We start from the raw sequence: 12001 nt of genomic DNA on the forward strand, positions 1-12001 counted from the left end.
CCGGACACACGCAAAGCATGACCCTCCACGACGCAGACCAAGGAACTCCCCCGCCCGACGCCGTCGGCGTCCGCCCCCGCACCGAGGTCGAGGCGGCCCTCCACGCCCTGGAGGCGGAGGCCGCCGCCCCGCACCGGCAGACCCAGATCGGCCGAGGCGCGCTCGCGGGCTACGTCTGGGCGCTGGGCAGCGCCCAGACCACCCCTGTCACCGGCGACCCGAGTTCGGCCGCCCCCGACGGCGACCAGATCACCGCAGAACTCGCCGCCGCCGAGAACCAGCTGGCCGACCCGGTACGCCGCGACATTCCCAGGGAGTACGTCCAGGGGGTGTGGGACGCGCTCGCGTGGGTGTCCGGCCGGAGCGACGAAAGGGCCTGACCGAGTCCGTACGCGGGTGCGGTGACACAACACATCAGCAGCGCACCGCACGGGACAACCGGGCGGTGGACAACAGGCCCGCCGTCTTGTTCGAGATCGGGGGCGGGCCGCACAGTCCACCCCTGCGCACTGTGACGCTCAACGCGTCGGCGACAGCGCCCGCTTCGCCGCATCACGGCTACGCTCGAATTGCCTGCACTCGCCATGGATTTGCCCTGGCCATGGGTGTGTACGGGCCACGGATACGTACGGGCCACGGAAACCTGCCGAGCACCTGGCACGGAACTGGAAGCGGAGCGCGCCATGGCACAACCCCTCCCCGACCTGCCCGCCACCCTCCCCGACCAGCCCGACGACTGGACGGAACCCGGTGCCCACCTCGTGCACCCGGGTGTGTACCGGATTCCGCTCCCCCTTCCGCTGGAAGGTCTGAACGCGGTCAACGTCTACCTCGTCGAGGACCGGGAGGGCCCCGTCCTCATCGACTCCGGCTGGGCGGGCCCGGAGACCGAGAAGGCCCTCGCCGAGGCCCTGCGCCCCCTGGGGCACGGACTCGGCGACCTCGCCCAGATCCTGGTGACGCACGCCCACTGGGACCACTACACACAGGCACTGGTCCTGCGCGAATCCCTCGGCGTCCGCGTACGGATCGGCCGGGGCGAGCGGCACTCCATCGAGGGCCTCGACCTGAGCCGGGGCGCCCACCCCGAACAGGTGGCCCAGCTCCGCTCCTGCGGCGCGCGCGAACTCGCGGACGCCGTGGCCGCGATGCCGGTGACCGAGGAGGAGTGGGCGATGCCGTTCGGCCCGCCGGACGCCTGGCTGGACGACCTGGAGGAAGTACCGCTCACCGAGAGGAAGTTGAAGGTACTGGCGACTCCGGGGCACACCCGGGGGCACGTCGTCTTCGGCGATCCGGCGGCCGGGCTCCTCTTCGCGGGCGACCACGTACTGCCGCACATCACCCCGTCGATCGGCTTCGAACACAGTCCGGAGCGCTCGCCGCTCCGCTCGTACCAGCAATCCCTGTGTCTCGTACGGGAGTTGCCGGACGCGCTGCTCCTCCCCGCCCACGGCCCGGTGACCACGAGCACGCACACCCGTGTCGACGAACTCCTCGCGCACCACGAGGAACGTCTCGACGCGGTGATCCGCGAGGTCCGCAAGGGCGCACGGAGTGCGCACGACGTGGCCCGCGCCCTTCCGTGGACCCGCCGCCTGCGCCGTCTGGACGACCTTCCCGGCCAGCACCGGATGCTGGCGATCCTGGAGATCGACGCGCATCTGGAGGTGCTCGCGGAGACGGGGGTGCTGTGCTGGGCCACGGTGGACGGGGTACGTCACTTCGCGCTCGCGGGGTGAGTACGGGCACGTGGCAGCGGCCCCCGCACGGGCGGCGCTGAGCTGCGGGTATGCTCCGGCAGCCCGCACTCGGTGCCGAGAGGCGTCCCCCCTCGGTGCCGAGAGGCGTCCTCGCTCGGTGCCCCGAGGCGTCCCCACCCGCCGCCGCAGGGCGCCCACACCCCGCCACCCGCGCCGCACGGCGCACGCGCCCGGAAGGAACGTCCCGTGATCGTCGTCGCAGGTGAGGCCCTGATCGACCTGGTGCCCGGAACCCGGGGCGACGCCCTGGCCCCGCTGCTGCCCGCCCGTGGCGGCGGCCCCTACAACACGGCCGTCGCACTCGGCCGCCTCGGTGCGGACGTCGCGTTCTGCTCACGGATCTCCACCGACGCCTTCGGCACGTCACTCGTGGCGCGGCTGCACGAGGAGAACGTCTCCACCGCCCTGCTCCAGCGCGGCCCGGAGCCGACCTCGCTGGCCGTCGCCTCGCTCGACGCCGACGGCTCCGCCTCGTACGCCTTCCACGTGGCGGAGTGCGCGGACCGCCTCTTCGAGACTCCCCGCCAACTCCCCTTCGCCGTCGACGCGTTGTCCTTCGGTACCTGCTCCCTCGTCCTGGAGCCGGGGGCGAGCGCGTACGAGGAACTGATGCGGCGGGAAGCTGCACGCGGCGTTTTCGTCGCGCTGGATCCGAACATCAGGGCCGGGCTGATCCCCGACCCGGACGCCTACCGGGCGCGCTTTCGCACCTGGCTCCCGCACGTCACGCTCCTCAAGCTGAGTGAGGAAGACGCGGACTGGCTCGGGCACGACGTGGCGGGCTGGCTCGCGGCGGGACCTGCGGCTGTGGTGGTCACGCGGGGCGCACAGGGCCTGACCGCCTTCACGGCGCGCGGTGAGTTCGCGGCACCGGGGGTCCGGGTCGACGTGGTGGACACGATCGGCGCCGGGGACACCGTGAACGCGGCGCTGCTCCACGGTCTCGCCGTACGCGGACTGCTGTCGGGGGAGGCGGTGGCGGCGCTGGACGGCGACGAGTGGCGGGACCTCCTGGGCCTCGCGGCCCGAGCGGCGGCGCTGACCTGCTCCCGGGCGGGCGCGGAACCACCGTACGCGGCCGAGCTTCCGGACAGGTGATTCGCCGTCCGCCCTGCTTTCCCGGCGCCCGCCCCGGGAAGACAGGGAGGATGACCCCACCCACGGAACCCCCCGCCCCGCCCGATCCCTCGACCGCACCCCCGGCCCGCTCCCGCCGGGCGCTGGTCGCGGGCTCGGTCGGGAACTTCGTCGAGTGGTACGAGTTCGGGGTCTACGGGTACTTCGCGACGGTCATCGCGGCGAACTTCTTCACGCCCGAGGGCGGCGGCGACGCGGAAGCGCTGGTCAAGACGTACGCGTCCTTCGCTCTGGCCTTCTTCTTCCGACCGGTGGGGGCCGCCCTGTTCGGACGCCTCGGCGACCGGATCGGCCGACGGCCGACGCTGATCGTGGTCATCGTGCTGATGACGACGGCGACGACGCTGATCGGCCTGCTGCCGACGTACGCGACGATCGGCGCGGCGGCCCCCTGGCTCCTCACCCTCCTGCGCATCCTCCAAGGACTTTCCGCCGGTGGGGAGTTCGGAGGTGCGGTGTCCCTCCTCACGGAGTTCGCCCCGCCGGGCCGCCGCGGACTCTACGGCTCCTGGCAGTCCTTCACCGTGGCGCTCGGCCTGCTCGGCGGCGCGGGCGTGGCCGCGCTCCTGGCCACCCTCCTCACTCCGGGGGCCCTGAACGACTGGGGCTGGCGGGTGCCGTTCCTGCTGACACTCCCCCTCGGCCTGGTCGCCCTGTGGCTACGCCTGCGCCTGGAGGAAACCCCCAACTTCGCTGCCGCACAGCACACTTCACCACCGCCGCCACGCAGGGCCGACGTCGCACGCGCCATCTTCCTGGGCGCGGGCCGCATCATGGGCTGGGCGGCGGCGGGCTACACCTTCCTGGTCGTGCTGCCCTCCTATCTCCAGTCCACGCTCAACGCCTCCTTCCGGGAGGCACTCGTGGCGACCGTGCTGGCCAACCTCGGATTCGCCGTCTCGATCGTCCCTGCGGGCCTGCTGAGCGACCGCATCGGCCGCCGCACGGTGATGCTGACGGGTGCCGGACTGGTGACGGCACTCTCCCTCCCCCTCATCAACCTCCTCCAGAGCGACGGCACTTCCACCACCGGCAAGGGAGCGGCGGTGTTCGCCGCAGGCGTCGTCGTCGGCCTGATGGCGGGCCCGGGCCCCGCGATGCTGGCCGAGATGTTCCCGACGTCGGTGCGCTGCACCGGCCTCGGCCTCGCGTACGCCCTGTCCAACGCCGTGTTCTCCGGGTGCGCGGGACTCATCATCACCGAACTGATCAAACGCACCGGCGACGCCGACATCCCCGCCTACTACGCGGCCGGGGCCTGCGCCCTGAGCATGCTCGCCCTGCTGACGCTGCGCGGAAACGACCACCGGGAGCCACTGCGATGAAGGTCATCGGCCTGATGTCGGGCACTTCCTACGACGCGATCGACGCGGCGGCCACCGAACTCACGCTCGCAGACGGCGTGTTGACGCTCACACCCCTCGGCATGATCAGCACCCCGTACGCCCCCGGCCTGCGCTCCGCCCTCGCCGGGGCGCTCCCCCCGTCCCGTACCACCCTGGCCGAGGTGTGCCGCCTGGACACCTTGATCGGCCAGGCATTCGCCTCCCTCGCCGTCCGAGCCAACGACGAACTCTGCGCAGGGCAGGCGGAGTTGATCGCTTCGCACGGCCAGACCGTCTACCACTGGGTGTCGGAAGGAGAGGCGTACGGCACCCTCCAGCTGGGCCAGAGCGCCTGGATCGCGGAGGCGACCGGCCTCACCGTCGTGTCCGACTTCCGGCCCCGGGACCTGGCGGCGGGCGGCCAGGGCGCCCCTCTGGTGAGCCTCCTGGACGTACTCTGGCTGCAAGGCCGCCCCGGCACACCGGTCGCCCTGAACCTCGGCGGAATCGCCAACATCACGGCTTTCACCGGGAGTTCCCCCCTCGCCTTCGACACGGGCCCCGCCAACGCCCTGCTCGACGCGGCCGTCCAGGACCTGACCGGCGGCCGTCTCGCCTACGACGCGGAGGGCGCGTTCGCCGCTTCCGGCCAGGTACACGACCCGTTGCTGCGGCAACTGCTGGCCGAGCCGTACTACCGCCTCCCCACCCCCAAGACCACCGGCAAGGAACTCTTCCACCTCCCCTACCTCCGCACAGCCCTCGCCGACTTCACCGCCCTCCCCGCCGCCGACGTCCTGGCCACCCTCACCCGCCTCACTGCCAGGACCGTCGCCGACGCGGTACGCCCACTGGGCGCGACGGAGGTGATCGCTTCGGGCGGCGGCACCCGCAATCCGACCCTGATGACGGCCCTCCGCGACGAACTAGGCCCCGGCGCCCCGCTCCGCACCTCCGACGTCCTGGGCCTCCCCTCGGACGCCAAAGAGGCGTGCGCCTTCGCCCTCCTGGGCTTCCTCACCCTGCACGGCCTCCCGGGCAACGTGCCCTCCTGCACCGGGGCGAGAGGCCCCCGCGTCCTCGGCACCGTCACACCGGGGACCCGCCCCCTCCTCCCTCACCCCGCGAGCGCCCCCGTGAGGCGGCTCGTCCTGGGCCGGGCGCCGAACACACCACCGGCAGGTGCACCTGGCGGGAGCCGGGGCCAGGCTCCCGCATCCCCCGTGTGCCCGGCCCCTGCCCCCTCCGCGCGGAAGTCCCCCTTCTCTTCCGCTGGTTGACACGCTAGAAGCAAGGGAGCGGGGGCACTCGCCACAGCGCGCACGACCACTCGCCGTACCGCGCAACGCCGACGGCACACCACGGAAGGGGGCCCGTATGAACGACACCGTCCCTTCGGAGGCCACCCCCACAGAAGCCAATCCGACAACGCCCACCCCACTGCTCACTCCACCGCTCGCCCCGCCGCTCGCCCACGCCGAGGAACTCCAGCACACCGTTTCCGGCTTCCTCGTCCCGCTACGGGTGACCGCCCCGCCCCGCCCGCCCTTCCACGCCACCGTCGCCTCCGCGGGGGACGCCGCCCTCCACGCGGGCCGCCTCCGCAGCACCCCGCACTCCGTACTGCGCACACCGGGCCTGATCTCCTCCTCCGACCCCGACCTCTTCAAGGTCACCCTCCACCTCTCCGGCACCGCCCACGCCGAACAGGGCGACGGACAACACCGAGCCCACCCCGGAGACCTGCTCGCCCTGGACACCACCCACCCGTACGCCCTCCACCTGCCCGACCCGTGCGACGTCGTCGTCATCGGCCTCCCCCGCGGCCTGCTCGGCCCGTACGCCCGCACCCTGGCCCGCCGCAGCGGAATCCCGATCCCCTCCGACACCGGCACGGCCGCCCTCTGCGCGGCCCTCCTCACGGCCCTCGGCGACCAGGTCGACACCCTCTCCGGCAACCGCTCCGCCTACGTACTCGACGCGGTGACCGGCCTGCTCATCAGCACCCTCACCGACATCCCCGGCGAACGCGTCGAAACCCCCGCCGCCGCCTTCGTGGACCGGATCGTCCTGCACACGCTCGCCCGCCTGCGCGACCCGGACCTGTGCGCGGAGTCGGTCGCCGCCCACCACAGGATCTCCGTACGGCGGCTCCACCAGCTCTTCCAGAGCCGCGACCGCACGTTCACCGCCTGGCTCCGCCACGAACGCCTCGTCCGCATCCACCGCGACCTGTCCGACCCGGCCCTGTCCCACCGCACGGCCACCTCCATCGCCGCCGACTGGGGCCTGCTGGACGGCGCCCACCTCTCCCGCGCCCTGCGCGAGGAATTCGGCTGCACGGCCGCGGAGTTGCGCCGGTTCGCCCTGCCGGAGACCGGCCGCCCTCAGCCCGTCTCCGCCAGCACCAGAGCGCGCGGTGAGGCCACCAGCTCCTCCAGCGCGACGACCGCTTCGGGCCGCACCGAGTAGCAGATCCGCACCCCGCGCCGGGACCACACCCACCGGCACGAAGCGGCCCGGGAAAAAGAAAAGTCGTGCCGGATTTCTCCGACACGACTTCCGACCCGCGAAAACGCTGGTCGGGACGACAGGATTTGAACCTGCGACCCCTTGACCCCCAGTCAAGTGCGCTACCAAGCTGCGCCACGTCCCGATACTCGCCTGACCTGGGGTTTTCCCCGGCCGAGCTCGTACGAGAACAATACCGCACATCAGGACGTGGTTGCGAACGCCTTTGCCCAGGTCATGCGCGTCGATCAGCGGGGTCGGCCCGCCCCGCCGACCTGAGGGGCTTGACCTCAAGTCCACTTGATGTCTGAGAGTCGTGTGTATGACGACACAGACGCACGAGATGACACAGACGCGCGAGACGACACAGACACAGGGGAAGCAGACCGCGTACGGATACCCGGACCTGGGGCGCTTGATGGGCCTGATGACGGGGGACGAGAAGCACGGTCCCGCCGCGACGTCGACCCTGGACGCGCTCTGGGTGCTCTACGACCGGGTGTTGCGCGTGACCCCGGAGACCGCCGAGGACAGGGAGCGGGACCGGTTCCTGCTGTCGAAGGGGCACGGCCCGATGGCGTACTACGCGGTGCTCGCCGCCAAGGGGTTCTTCGGCGAGGAACTGCTGCCGGGCTTCGGATCGTACGACTCGCCGCTCGGGCACCACCCGGACCGCGTACTGGTCCCGGGAGCCGAGATCGGCAGCGGTTCCCTCGGGCACGGTCTGCCGTTGGCGGTCGGTACGGCGCTGGGGCTGCGGGCGCAGGGGCTCACCGACCCCGCCGTATGGGTGCTGCTCGGAGACGCGGAACTGGACGAGGGCAGCAACCACGAGGCGCTCGCCTTCGCCGGACCGGCCGGACTCGACAGGCTGCACGCGCTCGTCATCGACAACACGTCCGCCACACACGGCTGGCCCGGCGGGATCGCCTCCCGTTTTGAGGCCGCAGGCTGGTCCGCCGCCACGGTCGACGGCCGCGACCACGAGGCGCTGTACGCCGCGTACACCGCCCCGCACCCGGGCCGCCCGCACGTGGTCGTGGCCCGCGTGGAACCCAAGAACTGATCCTCTCGCCCCCCTTAACAGACTTGCCGAGCACAGGAGTTGACCATGGATACGATGCGGGACCGCTTCATCGCCACCACCTCACGCCTGCTGGACGAGGACCCCAGGGTCGCGGTCGTCCTCGCCGACATCAGTGCGGACGGCTTCTCGGCCACCCGGCGCGCGCATCCGGACCGGGTGGTGAACGTCGGCATCCGGGAGCAGTTGCTCGTGGGGGCGGGGGCCGGAATGGCGCTCACCGGGATGCGGCCGGTGGTGCACACCTTCGCCAGCTTCCTCGTGGAGCGGCCCTTCGAGCAGGTGAAGCTGGACTTCGGGCACCAGGGAGTGGGCGGCGTACTCGTCAGCGCGGGCGCCTCCTACGACTGGCCGGCGGGCGGGTTCACGCACATGGCGCCGGGCGACGTGGCGCTGCTCGACACGCTGGAAGGGTGGACGGTGCACGTGCCGGGGCATCCCGACGAGGCGGAGGAGCTGCTGCGGCACGCCGTGGCCGACGGGGACGAGCGGGTCTACGTACGGCTGTCGTTGCAGAGCAACGCGCGGGCGCGAGAGGTGCGGGGCGACGGGGGGTTCGTCACCGTGCGGGAGGGGCGCGGCGGGACCGTGGTCGCCGTCGGGCCGATGCTCGACGACGTACTGGACGCGGTGGCGGGGCTGGACGTGACCGTCCTGTACGCGGCCACCGTGCGGCCCTTCGACGGCGCGGCACTGCGGGCCGCCGGGCACGCCGATGTCGTCCTCGTCGAGCCGTACCTCGCCGGGACCTCGACCGCCGCCGCGAACGACGCGCTCGCCGACCTCCCGCACCGGGTGCTCGGTCTGGGCGTCGGGCAGCGCGAACTGCGCCGGTACGGGGACATGACCGAACACCTCGCGGCGCACGGGCTCGACGCGGCCTCGCTGCGGGAGCGGATCGGTGCGTTCCTCCGCCAGCGGTGACGCTCAGCGTTCGGGGTCGGCCAGTTCCGGGTGCAGAGCGAGCAGTTTGCGCGGGGCGGCCTGCCGCCAGGAGTCGAGGAGGACGGTGCGGAGTTCCTCCTCGTCCTCCAGGGCGGACAGGTTCGCCCGCAGCCAGTCGTAGTTGTCGTCGTGTCCGGGCTTGACGAAGAACTTCTCCGGTTCCGCCTGGATCAGTTCGGCGCGTTCCTCCTTCGGGCACTTGAAGGCCACCGACGTGTCGTCCTCGCTCAGCGCCGCGAAGAGCTTCCCGCCCACCCGGAAGGTGGGGCTGCCCCAGGCGAGCTTCTCGGCAGTGTCCGGCAGGGCGAGCGCGACCCTGCGTACGTCCTCGGCATCGGTCATGGGAAAACGGTACGGGCAGCCACTGACAATCGGCCCGGCCACCGCGCCGACCTGCCCCTGCGCACCCGTGCCTGTCCGCCCGCGTCTATACGTGCTTGTCGAGCCAGGCCGTCAGGTCGTCGTGGACCTCGTCCCTGTTGGTCTCGTTGAGGATCTCGTGGCGGGCCCCCTCGTACCCCTTCCAGGTGAGGTCCTCGACGCCCGCGTACCGCAGGTCCTCCAGGAGTTCGTGCACCAGGGTCATGCCCTGGTTGCAGGGGTCCTCGGTGCCGACGGCCAGGTGGAAGGGCAGGTCGGCCGGGACGCGGGCCAGGTTGCGGGGGTCGTTGAGCTTGCGGATGCCGCGCACCCAGTCGAGCGAGAGGCCCGTGCTGAAGGGGAATCCGCAGCGTTCGTCGGCCGCGTACGCGTCGACCTCGGCCTCGTCGCGCGACAGCCATTCGAAGCCGGTGCGGTGGGTGAAGGCGTCGTTGAAGTTCGCGAACCGGTCCGCGGTGAAGGAGGCGATCGAGTCCCGGCCCGCCGCCTCGGCCCGCCGCTCCAGGTCCGTGGCCGCCGCTTCGAGGTCGGTGCCGGGCAGGGAGCGGAAGACCCCCGACAGGATCACCCCGGCCAGCCCGTCCGGGTACTCCTGTGCGTAGTCGCGGGCCAGCATCGCGCCGAGGCTGTGCCCGAGCAGCACCACCGGCACGCCCGGGTGCAGGGCACGGGCCTGGTCGCCGACCGTGCGCAGGTCGGCGACCATGTTCCGCCAGCCGTCGTCGCCCGCCACGCCGAGCCCACCGGTGCCGGTGGCGGTCGCACCGTGACCCCGGTGGTCGCAGGCGAGGACCCCGTACCCGTGGGCGACGAGGTGGCGGGCGAACCGGTCGTAGCGCTGGGCGTGTTCGGCCGCGCCGTGCGCGATCTGGACCAGGGCGCGCGGGCGACCGCTGTCGGGCAGCCAGGTGTACGTGGCGATCTGGACGCCGTCGTGCGCGGTCGCCGTGCCGGGGGTGACGGGGTCGGTCATGGTCGGCCTGCCTCTCTGGGCTCTCGCTGCGGGGGTACGGTGCTGACCCTCCCCCGGACCCGCACACTCATGCCAGACCCCGGCCTCGCTCAGCCCCTGACCTGCCCCCGCTCGAAGTACGCCACCAGCTCCGGGTCGAGTTCCGGCACCCGGCGCGGCGTGCCCCCGTCGCGGAGCGAGTCCGTGGCCCGTACGCCCGCTGCCACCGCCGTCCGCGCCGCGACCGGCGAGGTGTCCGTCACGCCTCCGTCCCGTACGAAACGGAGGAACTCGTCCCCCTTAGATCCCGCCGTCCTCGCGTCGCTCGATCTGCGCCATCAGTTCGGCCGCCATCGCCTTGATGGTCTCCAGGCCCTCCCGCCCCCACTGCCGAGGCTTGGTGTCCACCACGCAGATCGCTCCGAGCGCGATGCCGTCCCGGTCGATGAGGGGCGCCCCGAGGTAGGAGCGGATGCCGATCTCGTCGACGACGGGGTTGCCCGCGAAGCGCGGGTAGTCGCAGACGTCCTCCAGGACGAGGGCCTTCCGGCGGGCCACCACGTGCGGGCAGTAACCGTGGTCGCGGGCCATGGCCCTACCGATCCGTCCGGCGGCTGCCGCCGCCCCGAGGTCGCTGCCGGAGTGGGTGCCGGTGGGGGTGTGCAGCCCGGCGAAGAACTGCCGGTTCTCGTCGATGAAGTTGACCATCGAGTACGGTGCGCGGGTCGCCTCCGCGAGCCGTACCGCGAACGCGTCCAGCATCGGGTCGGGCCGCCCGCCGAACCCCAACTCCCGCAGCCTGCGCGCCCGTTCCGGTCCCTCCTGGTCGGCGGGCGTGAGGAGCAGATGGCCGATCCTGTCGTGTTTCATAGGTGGGCTCCCGTCATGGGTGGGCTCCGTGGGCTGTGGTGGGGGCGGCGGGCGCGTGGGACAGGAGGTGCTTGACGAGGGTGACGAGGGTGGCGATGCCGGAGCTGGCGAGCCGGGCGTCGCAGATCACGATGGGGATCTCCGGGTTGAGGTCGAGGGCGCCGCGCACCTCTTCGGGCTCGTACCGGAAGGCCCCGTCGAACTCGTTGACGGCGACGACGAAGCCGATGCCGCGCTGCTCGAAGAAGTCGACGGCGGCGAAGCAGTCCTCCAGGCGACGGGTGTCGGCGAGGACGACCGCGCCGAGCGCTCCCTTGGAGAGCTCGTCCCACATGAACCAGAACCGTTCCTGCCCGGGCGTGCCGAAGAGGTACAGGACGTGGTCCTTGTCGAGGGTCATGCGGCCGAAGTCCATGGCGACGGTGGTCATGGACTTGTTCTCGACGCCCTCCAGGCTGTCGGTGTCGGCGCTCGCCTGGGTGAGCAGCTCCTCCGTGCTGAGCGGATCGATCTCACTGACCGCGCCGACGAAGGTCGTCTTGCCGACGCCGAAGCCGCCCGCGACGAGGATCTTCAGCGCGGTGGGGAAGACCTCGTCGGGGTCCGGGCGCCCGCCCTCGCGGCCGTAGTCGTCCCCGGGCCCGTAACCGGAGCCGTAGTCAGAGTTGTCGTCGTAGACCATCGAGCACTGCCTCCAGCAAGTCGCGGTCGGTCGTGGGGTGTTGGAGGATCGGGGCGTGGGTGAGGACCGCCCCGCAGTCCACCAGGTCGCTCAGCACGACCTTGGTGACGACTGCGGGGAGGTGCAGGTGTGCCGCGATCTCGGCCACCGACATGGGGTCGTCGCACAGGCCGATCGCCTGCACGTGCTCGGGACCGAGGTGCATGGGCAGGGCGGCTCCGGTGGCCATCACCATGGTCAGCAGGTCGAGTTCGACGCTGGGGCGGGTACGGCCGTTGCTGACCGTGAACGGGCGGACGAGCCGGCCTGCCGCGTCGTCGAGCCAGGGCCCGTCCTGCGGGGCCGCCACGT

General features: G+C 72.0%; 13 protein-coding genes, 1 tRNA gene and 1 pseudogene. 8 read left to right on the forward strand and 7 right to left on the reverse strand.

From position 1 onward, the window contains the following. Positions 1-17: 17 nt before the first annotated feature. The 6 genes from OG897_RS15440 to OG897_RS15465 all read left to right on the forward strand — a co-directional run bounded on the left by OG897_RS15440 (position 18) and on the right by OG897_RS15465 (position 6697). On the forward strand, positions 18-380 hold the full coding sequence (locus OG897_RS15440; RefSeq protein ID WP_266657177.1) for a hypothetical protein: 363 nt from the start codon (positions 18-20) through the stop codon (positions 378-380). Between the two features lie 303 nt (positions 381-683). Beyond that, positions 684-1742: an MBL fold metallo-hydrolase gene (locus OG897_RS15445; RefSeq protein WP_266657178.1), complete on the forward strand. Its 1059-nt coding sequence runs from the start codon at positions 684-686 to the stop codon at positions 1740-1742. A 207-nt stretch (positions 1743-1949) separates the two neighbouring features. Next, positions 1950-2861, forward strand: coding sequence for a carbohydrate kinase (locus OG897_RS15450; RefSeq protein WP_266657179.1), 912 nt, complete (start codon positions 1950-1952; stop codon positions 2859-2861). A 50-nt stretch (positions 2862-2911) separates the two neighbouring features. After that, positions 2912-4225 (forward strand): MFS transporter, encoded by a 1314-nt coding sequence (locus tag OG897_RS15455; RefSeq protein WP_266657180.1) that lies wholly within the window; start codon positions 2912-2914, stop codon positions 4223-4225. Further along, positions 4222-5505 (forward strand): anhydro-N-acetylmuramic acid kinase, encoded by a 1284-nt coding sequence (locus OG897_RS15460; protein ID WP_266657181.1) that lies wholly within the window; start codon positions 4222-4224, stop codon positions 5503-5505. The genes OG897_RS15455 and OG897_RS15460 overlap by 4 nt, the downstream gene beginning before the upstream one ends. Positions 5506-5602: 97 nt before the next feature. Further along, positions 5603-6697 carry a helix-turn-helix domain-containing protein gene (locus tag OG897_RS15465; protein WP_266657182.1) on the forward strand — a complete coding sequence of 365 codons (1095 nt, stop codon included), beginning with the start codon at positions 5603-5605 and terminating at the stop codon, positions 6695-6697. A 107-nt stretch (positions 6698-6804) separates the two neighbouring features. Here the strand turns inward: OG897_RS15465 and OG897_RS15470 are convergent. Next, positions 6805-6881 (reverse strand) — tRNA-Pro (locus tag OG897_RS15470). Positions 6882-7154: 273 nt separating this feature from the next. Here OG897_RS15470 and OG897_RS15475 point away from each other — a divergent pair. After that, positions 7155-7802, forward strand: coding sequence for a transketolase (locus tag OG897_RS15475; RefSeq protein ID WP_266660195.1), 648 nt, complete (start codon positions 7155-7157; stop codon positions 7800-7802). Positions 7803-7847: 45 nt separating this feature from the next. Then, on the forward strand, positions 7848-8744 hold the full coding sequence (locus OG897_RS15480; protein ID WP_266657183.1) for a transketolase family protein: 897 nt from the start codon (positions 7848-7850) through the stop codon (positions 8742-8744). 3 nt (positions 8745-8747) lie between these two features. Here OG897_RS15480 and OG897_RS15485 read toward each other — a convergent pair whose 3' ends face one another. From OG897_RS15485 to OG897_RS15510, 6 genes and pseudogenes are all read right to left on the reverse strand, one after another. Further along, positions 8748-9107, reverse strand: a complete 360-nt coding sequence (locus tag OG897_RS15485) for an MmcQ/YjbR family DNA-binding protein (RefSeq protein ID WP_266657184.1) — start codon at positions 9105-9107, stop codon at positions 8748-8750. 85 nt (positions 9108-9192) lie between these two features. Further along, positions 9193-10119, reverse strand: a complete 927-nt coding sequence (locus OG897_RS15490) for an alpha/beta fold hydrolase (RefSeq protein WP_266657185.1) — start codon at positions 10117-10119, stop codon at positions 9193-9195. Between the two features lie 89 nt (positions 10120-10208). Continuing rightward, positions 10209-10394 (reverse strand): annotated as a pseudogene (locus tag OG897_RS15495) (gfo/Idh/MocA family oxidoreductase); the annotation flags it as partial. A gap of 4 nt (positions 10395-10398) precedes the next feature. Then, the gene (locus OG897_RS15500; protein ID WP_266657187.1) at positions 10399-10968 is read right to left on the reverse strand and encodes a GAF domain-containing protein; all 570 of its coding nucleotides are present in this window, start codon (positions 10966-10968) and stop codon (positions 10399-10401) included. 13 nt (positions 10969-10981) lie between these two features. Continuing rightward, positions 10982-11650 carry an ATP/GTP-binding protein gene (locus OG897_RS15505; RefSeq protein WP_266657189.1) on the reverse strand — a complete coding sequence of 223 codons (669 nt, stop codon included), beginning with the start codon at positions 11648-11650 and terminating at the stop codon, positions 10982-10984. Then, positions 11628-11999 (reverse strand): DUF742 domain-containing protein, encoded by a 372-nt coding sequence (locus OG897_RS15510; RefSeq protein WP_266657191.1) that lies wholly within the window; start codon positions 11997-11999, stop codon positions 11628-11630. The genes OG897_RS15505 and OG897_RS15510 overlap by 23 nt, the downstream gene beginning before the upstream one ends. Positions 12000-12001: the final 2 nt, after the last annotated feature.

This window comes from Streptomyces sp. NBC_00237, from assembly GCF_026342435.1.
Taxonomy (GTDB): domain Bacteria; phylum Actinomycetota; class Actinomycetes; order Streptomycetales; family Streptomycetaceae; genus Streptomyces.